The sequence below is a fragment of the Caballeronia sp. LjRoot29 genome (assembly GCF_964252755.1).
In the GTDB taxonomy this organism is placed as follows: Bacteria; Pseudomonadota; Gammaproteobacteria; order Burkholderiales; family Burkholderiaceae; genus Caballeronia.
Map to the genome: position 1 here is coordinate 48,899 of NZ_CAXUPU020000001.1, position 21,094 is coordinate 69,992.

The 21,094-nt window shown below is 61.6% G+C and carries 16 protein-coding genes; 11 read left to right on the forward strand and 5 right to left on the reverse strand.

The features are described 5' to 3' along the window. The first annotated feature begins 31 nt into the window (after positions 1–31). The 3 genes from ACSQ83_RS00195 (at position 32) to ACSQ83_RS00205 (ending at position 7,289) form a co-directional block, all read left to right on the forward strand. Positions 32–3,160, forward strand: a complete 3,129-nt coding sequence (locus tag ACSQ83_RS00195) for an MdtB/MuxB family multidrug efflux RND transporter permease subunit (protein ID WP_414948116.1) — start codon at positions 32–34, stop codon at positions 3,158–3,160. A gap of 4 nt (positions 3,161–3,164) precedes the next feature. Next, positions 3,165–6,494, forward strand: coding sequence for an efflux RND transporter permease subunit (locus ACSQ83_RS00200; RefSeq protein ID WP_436226875.1), 3,330 nt, complete (start codon positions 3,165–3,167; stop codon positions 6,492–6,494). Positions 6,495–6,632: 138 nt separating this feature from the next. Then, on the forward strand, positions 6,633–7,289 hold the full coding sequence (locus ACSQ83_RS00205) for an SDR family oxidoreductase (protein WP_414948114.1): 657 nt from the start codon (positions 6,633–6,635) through the stop codon (positions 7,287–7,289). Here ACSQ83_RS00205 and kdpE read toward each other — a convergent pair. The 5 genes from kdpE to ACSQ83_RS00230 form a co-directional block, all read right to left on the reverse strand. Next, entirely contained in the window at positions 7,265–7,963 is a 699-nt protein-coding gene (gene kdpE / locus ACSQ83_RS00210; protein WP_414948113.1) for a two-component system response regulator KdpE, read from the reverse strand. The two genes, ACSQ83_RS00205 and kdpE, sit on opposite strands and share 25 nt — an antisense overlap. Beyond that, positions 7,960–10,824, reverse strand: coding sequence for a DUF4118 domain-containing protein (locus ACSQ83_RS00215; protein WP_436226876.1), 2,865 nt, complete (start codon positions 10,822–10,824; stop codon positions 7,960–7,962). Before ACSQ83_RS00215 ends, kdpE begins: the two co-directional genes overlap by 4 nt. A 374-nt stretch (positions 10,825–11,198) precedes the next feature. Further along, positions 11,199–12,173 (reverse strand): quinone oxidoreductase family protein, encoded by a 975-nt coding sequence (locus ACSQ83_RS00220; RefSeq protein ID WP_436226877.1) that lies wholly within the window; start codon positions 12,171–12,173, stop codon positions 11,199–11,201. A 46-nt stretch (positions 12,174–12,219) separates the two neighbouring features. After that, positions 12,220–12,606 (reverse strand): methylglyoxal synthase, encoded by a 387-nt coding sequence (locus tag ACSQ83_RS00225; protein WP_299712802.1) that lies wholly within the window; start codon positions 12,604–12,606, stop codon positions 12,220–12,222. A 40-nt stretch (positions 12,607–12,646) separates the two neighbouring features. Continuing rightward, the gene (locus ACSQ83_RS00230; protein WP_414966896.1) at positions 12,647–13,426 is read right to left on the reverse strand and encodes an SDR family oxidoreductase; all 780 of its coding nucleotides are present in this window, start codon (positions 13,424–13,426) and stop codon (positions 12,647–12,649) included. Positions 13,427–13,760: 334 nt separating this feature from the next. On the opposite strand from ACSQ83_RS00230, the gene upp reads away from it, so the two are divergent. The 8 genes from upp to ACSQ83_RS00270 all read left to right on the forward strand — a co-directional run bounded on the left by upp (position 13,761) and on the right by ACSQ83_RS00270 (position 21,088). Further along, on the forward strand, positions 13,761–14,414 hold the full coding sequence (gene upp, locus ACSQ83_RS00235; RefSeq protein ID WP_158936602.1) for a uracil phosphoribosyltransferase: 654 nt from the start codon (positions 13,761–13,763) through the stop codon (positions 14,412–14,414). 434 nt (positions 14,415–14,848) lie between these two features. Continuing rightward, on the forward strand, positions 14,849–15,577 hold the full coding sequence (locus tag ACSQ83_RS00240) for a YebC/PmpR family DNA-binding transcriptional regulator (protein WP_414948109.1): 729 nt from the start codon (positions 14,849–14,851) through the stop codon (positions 15,575–15,577). A 574-nt stretch (positions 15,578–16,151) separates the two neighbouring features. Further along, positions 16,152–17,441, forward strand: coding sequence for a phosphoribosylamine--glycine ligase (gene purD, locus ACSQ83_RS00245; protein ID WP_436226878.1), 1,290 nt, complete (start codon positions 16,152–16,154; stop codon positions 17,439–17,441). Positions 17,442–17,659: 218 nt separating this feature from the next. Then, complete coding sequence (gene hemF / locus ACSQ83_RS00250; RefSeq protein WP_436226879.1) at positions 17,660–18,583, forward strand: oxygen-dependent coproporphyrinogen oxidase; 924 nt, start codon at positions 17,660–17,662, stop codon at positions 18,581–18,583. Positions 18,584–18,653: 70 nt separating this feature from the next. Further along, positions 18,654–19,379 (forward strand): nicotinate-nucleotide adenylyltransferase, encoded by a 726-nt coding sequence (locus ACSQ83_RS00255; protein ID WP_414948106.1) that lies wholly within the window; start codon positions 18,654–18,656, stop codon positions 19,377–19,379. Between the two features lie 17 nt (positions 19,380–19,396). After that, positions 19,397–19,837, forward strand: coding sequence for a ribosome silencing factor (gene rsfS, locus ACSQ83_RS00260; RefSeq protein WP_414948105.1), 441 nt, complete (start codon positions 19,397–19,399; stop codon positions 19,835–19,837). Between the two features lie 89 nt (positions 19,838–19,926). Next, positions 19,927–20,397 (forward strand): 23S rRNA (pseudouridine(1915)-N(3))-methyltransferase RlmH, encoded by a 471-nt coding sequence (gene rlmH, locus ACSQ83_RS00265; RefSeq protein WP_414948104.1) that lies wholly within the window; start codon positions 19,927–19,929, stop codon positions 20,395–20,397. Between the two features lie 70 nt (positions 20,398–20,467). Continuing rightward, the gene (locus tag ACSQ83_RS00270; RefSeq protein ID WP_436226880.1) at positions 20,468–21,088 is read left to right on the forward strand and encodes a Maf family protein; all 621 of its coding nucleotides are present in this window, start codon (positions 20,468–20,470) and stop codon (positions 21,086–21,088) included. Positions 21,089–21,094: the final 6 nt, after the last annotated feature.

The following is a 21,094-nucleotide window of genomic DNA, read 5'->3' on the forward strand; positions in this document are numbered from 1 at the left end:
CGCTCATGATCCATAACCGCACTGCACCCGCATGAATCCATCACGTCCTTTTATTCTGCGTCCGGTCGGCACGGCGCTGCTGATGGCGGCAATCATGCTGGTCGGCCTCGTCGCGCTGCGTTTCTTGCCGCTGTCCGCGTTGCCCGCCGTCGACTATCCGACTATCCAGGTGCAGACGTTCTATCCGGGCGCGTCGCCGGATGTGATGACCACGTCGGTCACAGCCCCCCTCGAGAAGCAGTTCGGGCAGATGGCGAGCCTGAACCAGATGTCGTCGCAAAGCTCGGCGGGCGCGTCCGTCATCACACTGCAATTCAGTCTCGACCTGCCGCTCGATATCGCCGAGCAGGAAGTCCAGGCGGCTATCAATGCAGCGGGCAACCTGCTGCCGTCCGACCTGCCCGCTCCGCCGATCTACGCGAAGGTGAACCCCGCCGACGCGCCCATCATCACGCTCGCGATCAGTTCGAAGACCTTGCCGCTCACGCAGGTCCAGGATCTCGCCGATACCCGTCTCGCGCAGAAGATCTCGCAAGTCGGCGGCGTTGGGCTGGTGTCGGTCAGCGGCGGCAATCGGCCGGCTGTCCGGATCCAGGCGAACACGCGTGCGCTGGCGTCGTATGGACTGAACATCGACGACTTGCGCACCACTATCTCGAACCTGAACGTCAATACGCCGAAGGGCAATTTCGACGGCCCCTCGCGGGCCTATACGATCAACGCAAATGACCAGTTGACCGATGCCAGCGCTTACCAGAGCGCGGTTATCGCGTATAAGAACGGCCGGCCGGTAATGCTGACGGATGTGGCGACGGTCGTCTCCGGTCCGGAAAACACCAAGCTTGGCGCGTGGGTGGACAACACGCCGGCCATCATCCTGAACGTGCAGCGCCAGCCGGGCGCGAACGTGATTGCGGTTGTCGACGGCATCAAGAAGATCCTGCCGCAGTTGCAGGCGGCGTTGCCGGCCGCGCTCGACGTGCGCATCGTCACCGACCGGACCACGACCATTCGCGCCTCGGTGCGTGACGTGCAGTTCGAACTCGCGCTCTCCGTGGTGCTGGTCGTGCTCGTGATCTACCTGTTCCTCGCGAACGTCTGGGCCACGCTGATTCCGAGTTTGTCCGTGCCGGTCTCGCTGATCGGTACGCTGGCCGTCATGTATTTGTGCGGCTTCTCGCTCGACAATCTCTCGCTGATGGCATTGACCATTGCGACGGGTTTTGTCGTCGATGACGCGATCGTGATGATCGAGAATATCGCGCGTTACGTGGAAGAAGGTGAGCCGCCGCTCGAAGCAGCGTTGAAGGGCTCGAAGCAGATCGGCTTCACCATTATTTCGCTGACTGTCTCGCTGATTGCAGTGCTGATTCCGCTCCTGTTCATGGGCGACGTGGTCGGCCGTCTGTTCCACGAATTCGCGATCACGCTGGCGGTGACCATCGTGATTTCGGCAATCGTCTCGCTCACGCTCGTGCCCATGTTGTGCGCCAAGCTGTTGCGTCATACGCCGCCGAAGGAGAGTCATCGCTTCGAAGCCCGGGCGCATCAGTTCATCGATTATGTGATCGGGCGATACGGCGTCGCGCTGACCTGGGTGCTCGACCGGCAGCGCTCGACGCTGGTGGTGGCGCTTCTTACGCTCGTGCTGACCGCCCTGCTCTATATCTGGATTCCGAAGGGTTTCTTCCCGATCCAGGATACCGGCGTGATCCAGGCGATTACGCAAGCGCCGCAAGCCGCGTCTTATCAGGCAGTGGCCGAACAGCAGCAAGCGCTCGCAGCGCAGGTCCTGAAGAACCCGGACGTTGAAAGCCTCACCTCGTTCATTGGCGTGGATGGGACCAATATCACGTTGAACAGCGGCCGGATGCTGATCAACCTCAAACCGCGCGACGACCGCAGCAATACGTCGAGCGACGTGATCCGCGCGCTGCAGAAAGACGTGGCGAACATTCCCGGGATCCGGCTCTACATGCAGCCGGTGCAGGATCTGACGATCGATTCCACCGTCAGCCCGACCCAATACCAGTTCATGCTGACCGACCCGAATTCGGCAGAGTTCGCGGAATGGGTGCCGAAGCTGACAGCGCGCCTTCAGCAAGCGCCCGAACTGGCGGATGTGGCGACCGATCTGCAGCAGAATGGGCAATCCGTGTATGTGGAAATCGACCGGTCGACGGCTGCGCGCTTCGGCATTACGCCCGCTACCGTCGATAACGCCCTCTACGACGCATTCGGCCAACGCATCATCTCGACCATCTTCACGCAGTCGAACCAGTATCGCGTGATCCTGGAATCCCAGCCAACCGAGGCGCACTACAGCGAGACGCTCAACGGCATTTACCTGCCTTCGTCCACGGCAAGCTCGGGGCAAGTGCCGCTATCGGCCATCGCGACCTTCCATGAACGCGCGGCACCGCTGCTGGTCACGCACCTCGGGCAATTCCCCGCGACCACCGTCTCGTTCAACCTCGCGCCGGGCGCGTCGCTGGGGGCGGCCGTGAAAGCGATCGATCAGGCGCAAAAGGACATCGGCTTGCCCGCCTCGTTCCAGATCCGTTTCCAGGGCGCGGCGCTGGCGTTCCAGGCGTCGCTCTCGAACGAATTGTTCCTGATCCTGGCCGCGATCGTGACCATGTATATCGTGCTCGGCGTGCTGTATGAGAGCTTTATCCATCCGATCACGATCCTGTCCACGCTGCCCTCGGCGGGCGTCGGTGCACTGCTTTCGCTGATGATCACCGGGCACGATCTCGACATCATCGGGATTATCGGCATCGTGTTGCTGATCGGCATTGTGAAAAAGAACGCCATCATGATGATCGACTTCGCGCTCGAAGCCGAACGCGAGCAAGGCAAAAGTCCGCGCGACGCGATCTACCAGGCGTGTTTGCTGCGCTTCCGGCCGATCCTGATGACCACCATGGCCGCGCTTCTTGGCGCCTTGCCGCTGATGCTCGGCTGGGGCGCCGGTTCTGAATTGCGTCGTCCGCTCGGGATCGCGATTGTTGGCGGGTTGATCGTGTCGCAAGCGCTGACGCTGTTCACCACGCCGGTGATCTATCTCGGTTTCGATTCGCTCGCCCGTCGCGCGCGGGCGCGTTTTTACCGGAACGCTCCGCCCCGTCCGGCGAGCCCGGTGAGCGACCAGGAGTAAGCGCATGAACCTGTCGCAACCGTTTATCGCGCGCCCGGTCGCCACTACGCTGCTGGCAATCGGCATTGCGCTCGCCGGCCTGTTCGCGTTCACGAAGCTGCCGGTCGCGCCGTTGCCGCAAGTCGACTTCCCGACCATTTCGGTCCAGGCGAGCTTGCCCGGCGCGAGTCCGGAAACCGTCGCGACCAGCGTGGCGAGTCCGCTTGAGCGCCATCTTGGTTCAATCGCCGATGTCACCGAAATGACGTCGCAAAGCTCGGTCGGGTCGGCGCGCATCACGTTGCAGTTTGGTTTGAACCGCGACATCGATGGCGCCGCGCGCGACGTGCAGGCGGCCATCAATGCAGCGCGCGCCGATCTTCCCACGGCGCTCAAAAGCAATCCTACGTATCACAAGGTTAATCCCGCCGACGCGCCGATCCTGATCCTCGCGCTCTCCTCCCCCACGCGTACCGCCGGTTCGCTCTACGATTCCGCCGCGACCGTGCTGCAGCAAACGCTTTCCACCGTGCCCGGTGTCGGCGAAGTGGACGTGAGCGGCTCGGCGAATCCGGCCGTGCGGGTGGAACTGGAACCGAACGCGCTGTTCCACTATGGCATTGGCCTGGAAGATGTCCGCGCGGCGCTGGCATCGGCGAATGCGAACAGCCCGAAGGGTGCTATCGAATTCAATGGCACCCACTTCCAGCTTTATACGAACGACCAGGCGAGCAAGGCCGATCAGTATCGCGACCTGGTAGTGGCTTACCGGAACGGCTCGGCGGTGCATCTGCGCGACGTCGGTGAAGTAGTCGATTCAGTCGAGGACCTGCGCAACCTGGGTCTCATCAACAACAAGCGCGCCGTGCTCGTGATTCTCTACCGGCAACCGGGCGCGAACATTATTGACACCATCGACCGCGTGAAAGCGATGGTGCCGCAACTCCAGGCCGCGCTCCCCGCCGATGTCGAGATCACGCCAACCTCCGATCGCTCGACCACGATCCGCGCGTCGCTGCACGATACGGAATTCACGCTGATTGTGGCGGTGGCGCTGGTCGTGATGGTCGTGTTCCTGTTCCTGCGAAACTGGCGCGCAACGGTGATTCCGAGCGTGGCCGTGCCGATCTCGATCATCGGCACGTTCGCCGCCATGTACCTGCTCGGCTTCTCGCTCGATAACCTCTCGCTGATGGCCTTGACCATCGCGACGGGGTTCGTGGTCGACGACGCCATCGTCGTGCTTGAAAACATCTCGCGGCATATAGAGAACGGCGTCCCGCGCATGAAAGCCGCCATTCTTGGCGCGCAGGAAGTGGGCTTCACGGTGCTGTCGATGAGTATCTCGCTGGTCGCCGTGTTTATTCCTATCTTGTTGATGGGCGGCATTGTCGGCCGCTTGTTCCGCGAATTCGCGTTGACGCTGTCGCTGGCGATTGCCGTTTCGCTGGTCGTCTCGCTGACCGTCACGCCCATGATGTGCGCCCGTTTGCTGCATGAACCGCACGAACAGAAGCCGCCCGGCCGGTTTTCTCGCTGGCTCGAACGCCAGTTCGTGCGGATGCAGAACGGGTACGCGCGCACGCTCGGCGTGGCGCTCGCGCATCCGAGAATCGTATTGCTGGTGTTGCTCGCGACCATCGGCTTGAATGTGTATCTGTACATCATCGTGCCAAAGGGATTTTTCCCGCAGCAGGATACGGGGCGGCTCGTCGGCGGCATTCAGGCTGACCAGAGCACCTCGTTCCAGGCGATGAAAGGCAAGTTTTCCGAGATGATGCGGATCGTGCAAGCTGATCCGGCTGTGGAAAGCGTCGCCGGATTCACCGGTGGGCGGCAGACCAACTCGGGCTTCATGTTCATTTCGCTGAAACCCAAGAGGGAGCGCAAGGTATCGGCTGAACAGGTGATCCAGCGGTTGCGCGCGCCGCTGTCCGATGTCGCCGGCGTGCGGACGTTCCTGCAAGCCGTGCAGGACATTCGCGCGGGCGGACGGCAATCGAATGCGCAATATCAGTTCACGCTGCTGGCTGACTCCACCACCGATCTCTACACGTGGGGGCCAAAGCTCACCGACGCCCTGCTCACCCGCCCCGAACTCACCGATGTCAATTCCGACCAGCAGCAAGGCGGTCTCGAATCGTTTGTAACCATCGACCGGGCGACGTCGGCGCGCCTGGGTATCCAGCCAGCGCAGATCGACAACACGCTCTACGACGCGTTCGGCCAGCGCCAGGTGTCCACCATCTACAACGAGTTGAGCCAGTACCACGTGATCATGGAAGTCGCGCCGAAATACTGGCAAGACCCGGAGATGCTCAAGCAGATCTACGTGAGTACGTCGGGTGGAACCGCGAGCGGGGCGGCATCGACGAACGCGACCACGACGACGTCGACCTCGGCTTCCACCTCAACGTCAGCATCGACGTCCACGAGTTCGAGCAGCGGCACGTCCTCAACCGACACCACCAGTTCGCTCGCGCTGGCGTCCATCCGCAACGCCGCGACCAACGCGATTGCCGCGAGCGGAAAGTCCAGTTCGTCGGCGGGCGCGGCGGTGTCGACGTCGAAGGAAACCATGATCCCGCTCTCGACCATTGCCAAGTTCGGACCGGGCAACACGCCGTTATCGGTGAATCACCAGAGCCAGTTCGTGGCGTCGACGATCTCGTTCAACCTGCCGCCCGGCAAGTCGCTCTCCGATGCCACCGCCGCCATCTACGAAACCATGGCGACCATTGGCATGCCCAGCACGATTCACGGCAGTTTCGCGGGCACCGCGCAGCAGTTCCAGGATTCGACCAAAGACCAGCCGATCCTGATCCTCGCCGCGCTGGCTGCGGTGTATATCGTGCTTGGGATTTTGTACGAGAGTTACATCCATCCCATCACGATTCTCTCGACCTTGCCCTCGGCGGGCATTGGAGCGTTACTCGCGCTGCTGCTGTTCCAGACGGAGTTCAGCATCATTGCGTTGATCGGGGTGATCTTGCTGATCGGCATTGTGAAGAAGAACGCCATCATGATGGTCGACTTTGCTATTCAGGCGCAGCGGCATGGCGCTGCAACATCGCGCGAGGCGATTGAGCAGGCGTGTTTGCTGCGTTTCCGCCCGATCATGATGACCACCGCTGCGGCTTTGTTAGGTGCGTTACCGTTGGCATTCGGGACGGGCGAAGGATCGGAAATGCGCGCGCCGCTGGGGATCGCGATTGTGGGCGGCTTGATCGTGAGCCAACTGCTGACGCTCTATACAACGCCGGTGGTTTATCTTTATATGGACCGGATTCGGATTTGGTCTGAGGAACGGCGGGCGCGAAGGGGCCGGAGAGGGCCGGCTCGAGTCGTTGAGTGAGGAATTGGGATTGCGATCGGGATTGGCGCGGATGGCTGTAAGCCGTAAAACTCAGGCGTCAACGCCCTTCTCCGTGCATTAATCCCGAAAATCGCTTACCGTTTTAGCTCCTGCCCACACAGAAGGAGCGAATCAGCAATGAAAGTCCTGCTTATCGGCGCGAGCGGCCGGACCGGTCGCCACATTGCCCGGCAACTACGCGCTGCATCCCTTCCCTTCAAAGTCTTGCTGCGCAAATCCGCGCAACGCGGTGAGTTCGCCGCGCTCGGCGCCGAGATCGTGCTTGGCGATCTGACACACGATTTCTCCCACACCTTCGACGACGTCACGCATGTCATCTACGCCGCAGGATCGGCGGAAAGCGAAGGTGTGAATGAGGAACGGGCGATTGACCGCGACGCGGTCCAACGTACCGCCGACTACGCGAAACGCCGCCGCACAAAACAACTCGTGGTCATCAGCGCAATCTCCGCCTACTGGCCTAAATCGAGCCCGCTTGCCCTCAAGCACTACTCGAAAATGAAGCGCGAAGCCGACGACTACGTCCAGGCAAGCGGCGTCCCGTACGTGATCTTGCGGCCGGGACCGCTCTCCGATGAAATCGGCCGTGGCACGATCGTGCTCTCCACGCAACGCAGCGCGGATGCGGCGCCCGTTTCACGCGAGGATGTTGCACGCGTCGCGGTGGGATGCATCAAACGCGATGTGCGTGACGAGGTGATTGGTTTTATCGGCGGCGATGTGCCAATAGACGATGTGCTCGATACCGTTCAGACAGCCCCGATCAACCGATAACCCACGCCGGTTTCAGTGACGATATGTTCCGGCTGCGCGGCGTCGCGTTCAAGTTTCTGCCGCAGATGCGCCATGTAAATGCGCAGGTAGTGGTGGCTTTCCACATGCGACGGCCCCCACACTTCCCGCAGTAACTGGCGATGCGTCAACACGCGGCCGGCGTGCCGAACCAGCGTGGAAAGCAGCCGGTATTCGATCGGCGTCAGGTGCACGAGCACGCCAGCACGCGTGACCTGGCGCAGGCCGAGATCGATGGAAACGTCGCCGAATTTCACCAAAGGCGATTCACTCGATGCCGCCTGATTGCGACGCCGCAAGTGCGCGCGAATCCGCGCCATCAGTTCCGATACGCCGAACGGCTTGGTCAGGTAATCATCGGCGCCTGCATCGAGCGCGGCGACCTTCTCCTCTTCCTGCGTACGCGCCGACAACACGATCACCGGCAACTCGGTCCAGCTTCGCAGTTCGCGGATCACATCGAGACCGTCGGTATCGGGCAGGCCGAGATCGACGATGACCAGATCCGGCTTGCGCGTGGCCGCCTCGACCAGCCCCTGTTTACCCGTTTCCGCCTCGTGCACGGTAATGCCCTCGGCCTCGAGCGACGCGCGCACAAAGCGGCGAATCTGCTTCTCGTCCTCGATCAACACGACAGTGAGGTTAGGTTCGCTCATGAGGTTTTATGAAGGCTTGGGTCCGGCGGAGAAAGATCGACGAAGTCCTGTTCGGCTTCATCGGAGAAACTGGGTACTGGGGGCGCTGCATCCACGGGCAAGGTGAACCAGAAGCGGGCGCCCTGGACCTGCGGGTGCGGGAGGATATCGTCCAGCCGGTTATTCGCGCCGATTGTACCGCCGTGCGCCTGCACGATCGCGCGGCAAATCGAGAGCCCCAACCCGATGCCCGGCTTCGCCGATTCCTTCTCGCCGCGCGTGAATTTCTCGAACACACGGTCGCCCATGTTCGCGGGCAGACCCGGACCATTGTCATCGATATAAACACGCACGAACGGCTTGCCATTCACATTCACACTCTCCGCGCCAATCACGAGCTTCGAGCCCGGCGGCGTATATTTCGCGGCGTTCTCCAGCAGGTTGGAGAAGAGGCGTTCCATCAGCACGGCATCGAGTTGCAGGAACGGCAGGTCGGCGGGCAGACGCACCTCGACCGGACGGCCGCTCAGAACGCGCCGGCACGCCCGCAACGCCGCGCCGACCGTCTCTTCAAGCAGCGACCACTGCCGGTTCAGCCGCAGACCACCCGCCTGCAAGCGCGCCATGTCCAGCAGGTTCGTGACAATACTGGTCATGCGCAGCGATTCATCATGGATCGCCGCGATCAATTCGGCATTGGCCGGTGAGCGGGCGTCACCGCGCGCTTCCGCCAGCATGGACGCAAAACCAACGATGGTCGTCAGCGGCGTGCGCAAATCGTGCGAGATGGCGGACAGCAGCGAATTGCGCAAGCGTTCGGACTCCATGCTCACGAGCGCGTCGCGCGCAATTTCCACGTAGTGCACCCGTTCGAGCGCCAGCGCGATCTGCGCGGCGAAGGCATCGAGCATGCGCTTTTGCTCGGGGACCTCGAGCTCTCCGGCGATGCGTGTAACGACCGCGAGCACGCCGCGCGTGCGCATCGGCGCTTTGAGCGGCAGATAAAGCGCGGCCGTGGCGGGTAGCGTGTCCGTGCCATGGCCGGCTGGCTGCTGATGGTCGTAGACCCATTGGCCGACATCGATATCCAGCGCGCTTGCATCGAGCAGCAATGCAGCAGCGGACGTATCCGATGGATCGAGTTTCTGGCGGACTTTGTCGCTGGAATCGGGCAGGAGCATCGCGACTTTCGCCCGGAACACTTCGCTCACGTGCCGCATGCCGATACCCACGATCTGCTCGACGCCAAGCGCCGCGCCGAGTTCGCCGGCCATTGCATACATCGCGCCCGTCCGCCGCTCGCGCTTGGACGCCACGCGCGCCTCGCGCCGCAAGCTCGATGTGAGGTGGCTGATCACCAGCGACGTCAGCAGCATGCCGGCGAAGGTCAGCAGGTATTGGGTATCGGAGACAGTCAGCGACATGCGCGGCGGCACGAAGAAGAAGTCGAAGGCCGCGACGCTCAGGAACGACAGCAGTACGCCCGGGCCACGGCCAATCCGTGCCGCTGCGTAAATCACGCCGATCAGATAAAACATCACGAGGTTCGTGAGGTCGAAATGATTGCTGATCTGGCTCGCGAGCAACGTGATGACCGCGCAGATCGCGATGGCGTACGCGTAGCCGCGCGGCGCCGAGCGTTGCTCGCGCGCGGCGCTCAACGCGTCGTGCCAGTCGGGCGCGATCCCCGCCTCTTCCGGCGACGATCCGCTTTGAACACCCCCGCGGCTTGCTTCGCTCAGGTCGCTTTCCCGCGCTCGAATCAGCGTGAGATCGAGATCGCCCGCGTGTTCCGCCAGCCGCTCGCCAAACGACCGTTTTATCCATCGTGCGAGACCGCGATGTTTCGATGCACCCGCCACCAGCTTCGATGCATTGCGCGCTTGCGCATAGCCGATCAACGTCGCGACGGCATCGTCACCGGCCAGCGTTACCGTCTCGGCGCCCAGTTCGGCGGCGAGCTTGAGCGCGGCGAGCGTGCGCTCACGGCGGGCATCGGGGAGTTTTTGCAGTCGCGGCGTTTCGACGTACACCGCGATCCAGTCCGAGCGCAGGCTTGCCGCGAGCCTTGCCGCCGCGCGCGCGAGCGTGGGGGCTTCCGGTCCCGGCCCGATACACACCACCAGCCGGTCGCGCGCCTCCCAGATTCTCTCGATAGAACGATCCGCGCGAAATTCGCGCATCTGGGCATCGACGCGATCCGCCGTGCGCCGCAACGCCAGTTCGCGCAGCGCGATCAGGTTGCCCTTGCGAAAGAAATTGCGGACCGCGTGTTCCGCCTGCTGCGGCATGTAGACCTTGCCGTGCCGCAGCCGTTCAAGCAGCTCCTCGGGTGGAAGATCGACGAGCGTGACTTCATCGGCCTGATCCAGCACGCGATCCGGAACCGTCTCGAACACGCGGATCTGCGTGATCTGGCCCACGATATCGTTCAGGTTTTCCAGATGCTGGACATTCACCGTGGTGTAGACGTCAATGCCCGCCTCCAGCAGTTCATGCACGTCCTGCCAGCGTTTCAGATGACGCGCGCCGGGGACGTTGGAATGAGCGAGTTCATCGACGAGGAGAAGCTGCGGGTGACGCTGAAGCGCGGAATCGAGATCGAACTCCTGGAGCGCATGGCCGCGATACAGCATGTTCGCCAGCGGCAGTTGTTCAATGCCTTCCAGCAACGCGGCTGTTTCACTTCTGCCATGCGTTTCCACTATGCCGATGACTACATCGTCGCCCTGTTGCTTCCTGCTGCGCGCCGCCAGCAGCATGGCGTAGGTCTTGCCCACTCCCGCGGACGCACCAAAGAATATCTTCAGCCGTCCGCGATGACGCTTCTCTTCCTCTCTCTGCAATTTGCCGAGCAGCTCGTCTGGGTTGGGGCGGTTCATTTTTTAGCTTTGCGGAGCAATCGCGTCCGAGGCGAGGTTCGGTTTCTGTGTTTCAACATCGACATACTGACACGCGGCTTTCCCGGTAGGACGAGCTAGGCATATTCCCTAAGTATTGAACGATGGCCCGAACATTAAGCGCGCCGACATAAAAGGCGGATCAAAGATCAGGATACGGACGTAAAGAATGTGTAAATGAAGTTGTGGGAGACCTTCGCAGCGGCGCTTGGTGCTGCCGCCTTATAGCGGGCGTTTGAGGGGATTTGAGGAACGCGGATCGCGGCGGTCTCTCCGCAGAGCTCAACGCATTTCGCCTTCCGCTTTGGACGGCGCGGCGTGGAAGAACGCCGCGTCCGCCCCGCTTCACGCTCGTGTCAAGGCAGGAAGATTGTCGATCCCGTGGTCCGGCGCGCCTCCAGATCCTCGTGCGCCTTTGCCGCGTCGGCCAGCGGATAACGCTGCCGTACGCTGGTCTTGACCTGGCCTGTACTCAACACATTGAACAGTTCACCCGTCATCTCCTCCAGATCGCTGCGTTTAGCGATATAGCTGAACAACGTGGGACGCGTGAAATACAGCGAACCGCGTCCCGCGAACTCGGACGAATCGATGGGTGGCAACGGCCCGGATGTATTGCCGAAACTCACGAACATCCCCAACGGCGCAAGGCAGTCGAGCGATGCCGTGTAGGTGTCCTTGCCGATTGAATCGTAGACCACCGGCACGCCCGCGCCGTTCGTGATCTCGCGCACCCGCTTCGTGAAATCCTCGCGGGTATAGACGATCGGATGATCGCAGCCGTGCGCCTTCGCGAGTTCAGCCTTCTCGTCCGACCCAACCGTGCCGATCACCGTCGCGCCGAGCGCCTTCGCCCACTGGCACGCCAGCATGCCTACGCCACCCGCCGCCGCGTGAATCAGGATCGTGTCGCCGGCTTTCACGCGATACGTCCGTCGCAACAGATACTGCGCAGTCAGGCCCTGCAACATCACCGACGCCGCATCTTCGTACGCTATGGCGTCGGGAAGACGCACGACATACTGCGCCGACATGACCCGTTCCTGCGCATAAGCACCCGGCGGCCGCGACGCGTAAGCCACGCGGTCACCCACATCGAACCCTGTCACGCCTTCACCGACCGCAGTTACCTCACCCGCTGCTTCCATGCCGAGTCCAGCGGGCAGCGGAATGGGATATAGCCCGGTACGAAAGTACACGTCGATGAAGTTCAAGCCGACCGCATGATGTTTCACGCGAATCTCGCCCTTGCCGGGTTCGCCCACTTCGACGTCGACCCATTTCATCACTTCCGGGCCACCGCTTTTATCGAATCGAATTGCCTTTGTCACCCTTGTCTCCTTTTGCCGGCGAGTGCCGGCCGCTATGTAGCGATGCCTAAACCCGGTCCAGGCGTAGCTTCAGATCATCGAGAATCATGCGTGCTGTCGCCAGATTCGTCGCGCACGCCACGTTGTGGACGTCGCATGCGCGCACCAGCGCATTGATATCCGGCTCATGCGGTTGCGGCGTCATGGGGTCGCGCAGGAAAACCACGACATCAACCCGCCCCTCGGCCAGTTCAGCACCAATTTGCAGATCGCCGCCGAACGGTCCGGAGAGCTTGCGCTCGACTTCCAGACCATGGGCCGCCGCAATCCTCGCACCGGTCGTACCGGTTGCCACCAACCGGCACTGCGCCAGCGTGGCCGCAAATTCGCCGGCCAGCGCCACGATGTCATCTTTCTTCATGTCGTGCGCGATCAGCGCGACGCGTGGGGTCATCGAATGCCTCCTGGTTGTAATGTTTTGTAGCGATCGACGATCAATATGTGCCTGGATAAGCGCCGCCGTCGATCAGCAGGTTTTGCCCCGTGATGTAGCCGGCGTGGACGCTGCACAAATACGCACACGCCTTCCCGAACTCCTCCGACGTACCGAAGCGGCCCGCCGGCAGCCGGCTCATGCGGCGTTTCTTGGCTTCTTCAAACGAAATATTGTTCGCCCGCGCGTCCGCCTCGAACGTGCTGACGAGCCGGTCGGTATCGAAAGAACCCGGCAGCAGGTTGTTGATGGTGACACCCGTCGCCGCGACCTTGCGCGACAACCCTGCAACAAAACCCGTCAAGCCTGAGCGCGCGCCGTTCGACAGACCCAGCACGTCGATAGGCGCTTTCACCGACGAGCTCGTGATATTCACGACACGTCCAAAGCCACGCTCGATCATGCCGTCGAGCGTCTTCTTGATAAGTTCGATTGGCGTGAGCATGTTCGAATCAAGCGCCTTGATCCAGTCGTCGCGCGAGAATTGGCGGAAATCCCCGGGCGGCGGGCCGCCGGCGTTGTTCACGAGGATGTCCGGCGCAGGACACGCGGCCAGCGCCGCGGCGTGGCCTTCCGCCGTGGTGATGTCGCACGCTATGGCCGTCACAGTCACGCCAAAGTTTGTACGAATGTGCTCGGCCGTGGCCTCAAGCGGACCAGGCGTACGCGCCAGGATCACTAAGTTGACACCCTCGGCTGCCAGCGCCTCGGCGCAACCGCGCCCCAGGCCCTTGCTGGCCGCGCAAACGAGCGCGGTGCGCCCCTTGATTCCCATGTCCATTTGCTGTCCCTTTCTGGTTGCCCGAGTTAAAACCGCTGGAAACGGTCGCCGCCCGGGGTAATGAAATCTGGTGCCGAATCCTGGTTCGCCGCCCTCTGTGCGGACCGCGTGATGCAATTCTAGAAGAATGAGGGATCGGACGTCGGCCGCGCAATAGACCGGACGACCTATCGCCCGCAATCTCCGCCAATCTCCACTTTAGGCGCGCCTAATTTGGGTAAACTGGCGTCATTGCTTGAGCACAGCCACGCAAGACCTACGCGGTGTCAGAGCTGAACGAAACACCCGATTCACCCGAATCCACACTTAATGCCGCGGCAACCGCGCGAATTCCATGAAACAGGACAGCCGCTTTCCCAATCTCTTCATCCTCAGTCACCCGCTGATTCAGCACAAGCTGACGCACATGCGGGACAAGGACACGTCCACGCGGACGTTTCGCGAGTTGCTGCGCGAGATCACGCTGCTGATGGGTTATGAAATCACGCGCAATCTGCCGCTGACTACGAAGCGTGTCGAAACACCGCTGGTCACCATCGACTCACCCGTGATTGCCGGCAAGAAGCTGGCAATCGTGCCGGTTCTGCGGGCCGGTATCGGCATGTCGGATGGGTTGCTCGACCTGATTCCATCGGCGCGGGTCGGCCATATCGGCGTGTACCGCGCGGAGGATCACCGGCCGGTCGAATATCTCGTGCGCCTGCCACCCGATCTGGAAGAGCGCGTGTTCATCCTGTGCGATCCCATGCTGGCGACCGGCTATTCGGCGGTTCATGCCGTGGACGTCATGAAACGGCGCAAGGTGCTGGGTGAAAACATCATTTTTGTGGCGCTGGTTGCAGCGCCTGAAGGCGTGAAGGTTTTCTCGGACGCCCACCCGGACGTGAAGCTGTACGTGGCCTCGCTCGACTCGCATCTGAACGAGCACGCGTATATCGTGCCGGGCCTGGGGGACGCCGGCGACCGGCTATTCGGCACGAAAAACTAGCGCATTTAATCGAGCAGTAACAAGCGCAGAATCGAGCGCCAACGCGGGAACCAGCAAGGGCGTGCACACCGTCGGAGCAAGGCCAACGCCTGCCGAAGCGGCGCGCCATGATAAAATTCGGGTCCGCCAAATAAGTGGCCGCGCTTGGCTGGCTGAAGAATCAAATGACGGGACTTCCTGGCGTCATTCGGTTGGCTGCAGGTTGTCGGCGAGAGTGACAATTAGCGGGAATCGTGAATTTGCGTGAATTTGCAGATTTTCAGCAACCTGCCCGGCCCCGCAGAACCCTGGACCGGGTGTGCGTGTGGCACTCAAGCCCTGCATCATGCGGCGCGAACATAAAATGCCGGCCGGCGAAAAGCGCCTTTTCGGGATAGGGCGGCATCATTGACACACAAGCGTGCGAGAGCAACTCGCGCGCGATGGAGAAAGGTATGGCGGGTCATTCAAAATGGGCCAACATCAAGCATAAGAAAGCGGCGACCGATGCCAAGCGTGGCAAGGTCTGGACGCGTCTTATCAAGGAAATTCAGGTCGCGGCACGCATGGGCGGCGGAGAAATGGACACGAACCCGCGACTGCGGCTCTCCGTCGAAAAGGCCTACGACGCCAACATGCCCAAGGACAACATCAACCGCGCGATCCAGCGCGGCGTGGGTGGTGTCGACGGCGCGACGTACGAAGAAATCCGCTACGAAGGCTACGGTATCGGCGGCGCGGCGATCATCGTGGACACCATGACGGACAACCGTACCCGGACCGTTGCGGAAGTGCGCCACGCGTTCTCGAAGTTCGGCGGCAACATGGGCACGGACGGCTCGGTGGCGTTCATGTTCGATCACGTCGGCCAGTTCCTGTTCGCTCCCGGCACGTCCGAGGACAAGCTGATGGAAGCGGCGCTCGAAGCGGGCGCGGACGACGTGGTAACGAATGACGACGGCAGCATGGAAGTGGTTTGCCCGGCTAACGACTTCCAGAAGGTGAAAGACGCACTGGAAGCCGCGGGTTTCAAGGCCGAAGTGGCGGAAGTCGTCATGAAGCCGCAGACTGAAGTCGAGTTCACCGGCGAGGAAGCGGCGAAAATGCAGAAATTGCTCGACGCGCTGGAAAATCTGGACGACGTGCAAGAGGTGTATACCAACGCGGCCATCGACCTGGAATGATTGCTGGGTAAGTAAGTCGGTGAGTCGGGCGGCCATCAAGCCGCGCCGTCCACTTACGTGAACGACCGTGCAGCAAGGTTTTGACCGGCAGGACATGGAACGCGCCCTTGCCCGTTTCTGGCTCGATTGCTGCGTGGGTAGCCGATGCGTTTCAGTCGTTTATTTGTTTAATCAGCGGTGCCGGGCGTGTGTAGACGAATAGCGCCGTCGTGGGTGAATAAACGGATCGGCTGGCGCGTTATGTGAAAGGCAAGCCGGCGAACTGCGCCGAGCATGCTCCCGAAATACAGGCCAGTTAGTAGTTATTGAAGTGAGCCGAACCTGGCCGGAAGTTGTGTTTGACAGCCGGGAAGTCGAGTGACGCAGCCGCGTGATGGCGCGAACCACTTCTCCGGGTCAAAACACCCGACGGCAATTCGGCAGACGACCGGCCGAGATCCGGCGCATCGCAAAAGCAGATATCCGCGGATCAGGCGCGGTGGACCCGTTTAAATGAGCTTGAATCGGTACCAATCGATTCAAACCGGTCCGCCCTCCTGCCGCCATGAATTTCTTAAGATCTTCGAGGATTTAAATGAAGTTACTCGTCGTCGGTTCCGGCGGTCGCGAACATGCGCTCGCTTGGAAACTCGCGCAGTCGCCGCGCGTGCAGATGGTTTATGTCGCGCCGGGTAACGGCGGCACGGCTCAGGACGAACGTCTGCTCAATGTCGACATCACCGATCCTGCCGCACTCGCCGATTTCGCCGAGAAAGAGCAGATTGCGCTGACCGTGGTCGGCCCCGAAGGCCCGCTCGCGGCGGGTATTGTCAACCTGTTCCGCTCGCGCGGCCTGAAGATCTTCGGCCCGACCAAGGAAGCCGCGCAACTCGAAAGCTCGAAGGACTTCGCCAAGGCGTTCATGAAGCGCCACGCTATCCCGACGGCGGAATACGAAACGTTCACGGACATCGCCGCTGCCCACGCGTATCTGGACACGAAAGGCGCGCCCATCGTCATCAAGGCCGACGGACTGGCAGCCGGTAAGGGCGTAGTCGTGGCAACGACGCTTGAAGAAGCGCATGCGGCCGTGGATTCCATGCTCGCCGACAACAAACTGGGCGACGCCGGTGCGCGCGTGGTGATCGAGGAATTCCTGGACGGCGAGGAAGCGAGCTTTATCGTGATGGTGGATGGTAAGCACGTGCTTGCACTGGCGTCGAGTCAGGACCACAAACGTCTGCTCGACGGCGACAAGGGCCCGAACACCGGCGGAATGGGTGCCTATTCGCCCGCGCCTATCGTCACGCCGCAACTGCACGCCCGCGTCATGCGCGAAATTATCCTGCCGACGGTGCGCGGCATGGAACAGGAAGGCATCCGCTACACCGGTTTCCTGTATGCGGGCCTGATGATCGACGCACATGGCAATCCGAAAACGCTCGAATTCAATTGCCGGATGGGTGACCCGGAAACGCAACCCATCATGGCTCGCCTGAAGGGCGATTTCTCAAAAGTAGTGGAACTCGCGATCGCCGGCACGCTGGCGACCGCGGAGATCGAATGGGACCGGCGTACGGCGCTGGGCGTCGTGCTGGCTGCGCACAACTATCCGGACACGCCGCGCAAGGGTGACCGGATCAATGGCATTCCTCCGGAGACGCCGGAAGCCGTGACGTTCCATGCCGGCACTACGCTGGAAAACGGCAAGCTCAGCACATCGGGCGGACGCGTGTTGTGCGTCGTGGGTTTGTCGGACTCGGTACGCGGCGCGCAGTCCGTGGTCTACGATACGATCAATCAGATCGCGTTCGACGGCATGCAGTATCGGCGGGACATTGGTTATCGCGCTCTGAATCGTAAAGCGACAGACCGGCACGGCTGAAGCGCGGAGATGCTGGCTACGTGGCCGGCTAATGTCGCGATGCCATCGCGGGAAATCTCCAAAACCGCAAGATCGCAGCACATTGAGCAACGCACTGCCGGACCTTCGCGTCCGGCAGCGTGTTTTAGAAGGAACGCGCACGAGGCCAGGCAACTCTGGACCGAACCAGGGTTTCCGCACTCCGTGCTATTTGCCCGCAAGCCGTACAACCGTTCACGATGACCGCTCCAACCTACGACGTACAAGCTGTCCGCACTTATTTGACCGGTTTGCAAGAGCAGATCGCGCAGACGCTTGGCGCGTTCGATGGCAACGAATTCCTTATCGATTCCTGGCAGCGCGGCCCGGAAGAACGATTGCGTGGAGGCGGCAGCACACGCATCCTTGAAGGCGGTCAGTTTTTTGAACGCGGTGGCATTGGTTTCTCCGATGTAGCCGGCGACGCTTTGCCAGCCTCGGCGAGCGCCGCGCGTCCGCAACTGGCCGGGCGTGGTTTTGAGGCCATGGGCGTGTCGCTCGTCATGCATCCGCGCAATCCGCACTGCCCTACCGTGCACATGAACGTGCGCCTGCTGATCGCGACGAAAGCGGGTGAGCCACCGCTGTTCTGGTTTGGCGGCGGCATGGACCTCACGCCGTACTATGGCTACGAGGAAGACGCGCAGCATTTTCACGGCGTCTGCCGGAATGCGCTGACGCCTTTCGGCACGGATCTGTACCCGCGTTTCAAGAAATGGTGCGACGAGTATTTTTATCTCAAGCATCGGAATGAATCGCGTGGGATCGGCGGAATTTTCTTCGACGACGTCTCGGAACCCGGTTTCGACGAATCGTTCGCCATGATGCGCAGCGTCGGCGACAGTTTCCTGGCCGCGTATCTACCGATCATCGAACGCCGGCGCAACACGCCTTACAGCGAAGCGCAGCGTGAATTCCAGACGTACCGGCGTGGCCGGTACGTGGAATTCAATCTTGTCTTCGACCGTGGCACGCTATTTGGGCTGCAAAGCGGCGGCCGTACGGAATCCATCCTGATGTCGATGCCGCCGGCTGTCACGTGGCGCTACAACTGGAAACCGGAGCCGGGTACGCCCGAAGCCCGGCTTTACTCCGATTTCCTGGTGGCGCGAGAGTGGCTATAAAGAACGACGAACCAAGAATCACGAAAGAAGCCGCAGACTAGCTGCAGACTATGAGACCTGAGCGTTGCACTTGTTGCAATCTGTCCCCGAAGAGGATCGTCCACTGAAACCGAACCTCCCTTGTGCTCGACGTGTCGGTTTGCTGGGCGGCACGTTCGACCCGATTCACGACGCTCATCTGGCCCTCGCGCGCCGTTTCGCCGAGTTGCTCGACCTGACCGAACTTGTGCTGTTGCCGGCGGGCCAGCCGTGGCAAAAAAAGGATGTCACCGAGGCGCATCATCGGCTTGCCATGACCCGCGCAGCAGCGGATTCGCTGCATGTGGAAGGTTTGCAGGTTATTGTCGCCACCGATGAAATCGACCATGACGGCCCAACCTATACCGTGGAGACGCTGGCTCGCTGGCGCGCGCGAGAAGGTGCGGACGCGTCGCTGTCGCTTTTGATCGGCGCCGACCAGCTTGTCCACCTGGATTCATGGCGCGACTGGAAACGCCTGTTCGAATTTGCGCACGTGTGCGTGGAAACCCGCGCTGGATTTGACGTCTCAACGGTTTCTCCTGCTGTCGCTGAGGAAATTGCCGCGCGCAGCGCGCCGGCTGAGGTGCTGCAATCCACGCCGCACGGCCATCTGCTGATTGATTCCGCGCTGGAGCTGGAAGTGTCGGCGACCGAAATCCGCGAGCAGCTGGGAGAACGCCTGCGGGCGCACGCGGCGGGCGAGATAGACGCCGAGAGTCATGTACCGTCCGCCGTATGGGACTATATTGTTCAACACCACTTGTATCATCGGTAAAAACCATCGGTAAAAATATGGAAATTCAAAAGCTTCAACGCGCGATCATCGACGGTCTCGAAGACGTCAAGGCGCAGGACATCAAGGTGTTCAACACCACTCACCTGACCGCCCTCTTCGACCGTGTCATCGTCGCGAGCGGCACATCGAATCGTCAGACCAAGGCGCTAGCCAACAGCGTGCGCGACAAGGTCAAGGAGCTGGGCGGCGACGTCCTCAGCACCGAAGGCGAGGAGATTGGCGAATGGGTGCTGGTGGATTGCGGCGACGCTGTCGTCCACATCCTGCAACCGGCGCTGCGCCAGTACTACAACCTCGAAGAGGTCTGGGGCGACAAACCCGTGCGCGTCAAGCTGCAAAGCTCGGGTGGCTTCAGCGGCGCCCAGGTCAGCGTGTCGGACGAAGACGAGGACGACGAGCCCGCCGCCAAGCCGGCTCGCAAGACTACGCGGCGCTAACACTGAACACTGGCCGAACGCGAACGTCGCGCTGTCCGTCGCCATAGAAGCGCGGAGATAGCGCGGGCGTAGCGCTTCGCAATGCCGCCATGAAACTTCACATCCTTGCGGTCGGCCACAAGATGCCCGACTGGATCGCGACCGGCTTCGACGAGTATGCGAAACGCATGCCGCCCGAGCTGCGCGTCGAGTTGCGCGAGATCAAACCCGAACAGCGTTCATCGGGACGTAACGCCGAGAGCGTGATGGCCGCCGAACGCGTGCGGATCGAGGCGGCGCTGCCCAAGAATGCGCGGCTTGTCGCACTCGACGAACGCGGCCGCGACTGGACCACCATGCAACTTGCCGGCGCATTGCCGGACTGGCAGCAGGAAGGACGCGATGTAGCGTTCGTGATCGGCGGCGCCGACGGTCTGGACCCGCAAATCAAGGCGCGTGCCGAAGTCTTGCTGCGAGTTTCAAGTCTCACGCTGCCGCACGGCATGGTCCGCGTGCTGCTGGCCGAACAGCTTTATCGCGCGTGGAGCATCACGCAGAATCATCCCTATCATCGCGCTTGAGGCGTGGCATCGGAGCGTTGAACGACTACGCCTGAGGCTACGGCGCCTGACCTTCAATTTATCCGCGAACATGCCATTAACCAGCTTCCCTTTCGTCTATCTCGCGTCACAAAGTCCCCGGCGGAAAGAACTACTTCAGCAACTCGGCGTGCGCTTCGAGTTGCTGCTGCCGCGTCCCGATGAAGACGCCGAAGCGCTCGAAGCCGAGTTGCCCGGCGAGGCTGCTGACGCCTATGTGCTGCGCGTTTGCGCGGCAAAGGCGCAAGCCGCCTATGCCCGCCGCCTTCACGGCGATCATCGCGTGGCGCCCATCCTGGTTGCCGATACAACCGTCACGCTCGATGGCTCGATCATGGGCAAGCCAGACAGCGCCGACCATGCCGTCGACATGCTCGAACGGCTATCCGGGCGCGATCACGAGGTGCTGACAGCGCTTGCCGTGGTCGGTGCCGACGGCGTTCTGCTCACGCCTGTTCTATCGCGTTCGCTCGTGCGCTTCGCCGCTGTCGAACGTGCTGCACTGCAGCGTTACGCGGCCACGGGCGAACCGCTCGGAAAGGCCGGTGCGTATGGCGTTCAGGGACGCGCGGCAGCGTTTATCGAACGGATCGAAGGGTCCTATTCGGGTATCATGGGCCTGCCTCTTTTCGAAACAGCAGCACTCCTGCGCGTGGCGCGCGTCGACTTCTAAACAGTC

Excerpts from the sequence above, each read along its gene's own strand:
- ACSQ83_RS00195 (WP_414948116.1), top strand. The coding sequence starts at position 32 with ATGAATCCATCACGTCCTTTTATTCTGCGTCCGGTCGGCACGGCGCTG.
- ACSQ83_RS00200 (WP_436226875.1), top strand. The coding sequence starts at position 3,165 with ATGAACCTGTCGCAACCGTTTATCGCGCGCCCGGTCGCCACTACGCTG.
- ACSQ83_RS00205 (WP_414948114.1), top strand. The coding sequence starts at position 6,633 with ATGAAAGTCCTGCTTATCGGCGCGAGCGGCCGGACCGGTCGCCACATT.
- kdpE (WP_414948113.1), bottom strand. The coding sequence starts at position 7,963 with ATGAGCGAACCTAACCTCACTGTCGTGTTGATCGAGGACGAGAAGCAG.
- ACSQ83_RS00215 (WP_436226876.1), bottom strand. The coding sequence starts at position 10,824 with ATGAACCGCCCCAACCCAGACGAGCTGCTCGGCAAATTGCAGAGAGAG.
- ACSQ83_RS00225 (WP_299712802.1), bottom strand. The coding sequence starts at position 12,606 with ATGACCCCACGCGTCGCGCTGATCGCGCACGACATGAAGAAAGATGAC.
- ACSQ83_RS00230 (WP_414966896.1), bottom strand. The coding sequence starts at position 13,426 with ATGGACATGGGAATCAAGGGGCGCACCGCGCTCGTTTGCGCGGCCAGC.
- upp (WP_158936602.1), top strand. The coding sequence starts at position 13,761 with ATGAAACAGGACAGCCGCTTTCCCAATCTCTTCATCCTCAGTCACCCG.
- ACSQ83_RS00240 (WP_414948109.1), top strand. The coding sequence starts at position 14,849 with ATGGCGGGTCATTCAAAATGGGCCAACATCAAGCATAAGAAAGCGGCG.
- purD (WP_436226878.1), top strand. The coding sequence starts at position 16,152 with ATGAAGTTACTCGTCGTCGGTTCCGGCGGTCGCGAACATGCGCTCGCT.
- hemF (WP_436226879.1), top strand. The coding sequence starts at position 17,660 with ATGACCGCTCCAACCTACGACGTACAAGCTGTCCGCACTTATTTGACC.
- rsfS (WP_414948105.1), top strand. The coding sequence starts at position 19,397 with ATGGAAATTCAAAAGCTTCAACGCGCGATCATCGACGGTCTCGAAGAC.
- rlmH (WP_414948104.1), top strand. The coding sequence starts at position 19,927 with ATGAAACTTCACATCCTTGCGGTCGGCCACAAGATGCCCGACTGGATC.
- ACSQ83_RS00270 (WP_436226880.1), top strand. The coding sequence starts at position 20,468 with ATGCCATTAACCAGCTTCCCTTTCGTCTATCTCGCGTCACAAAGTCCC.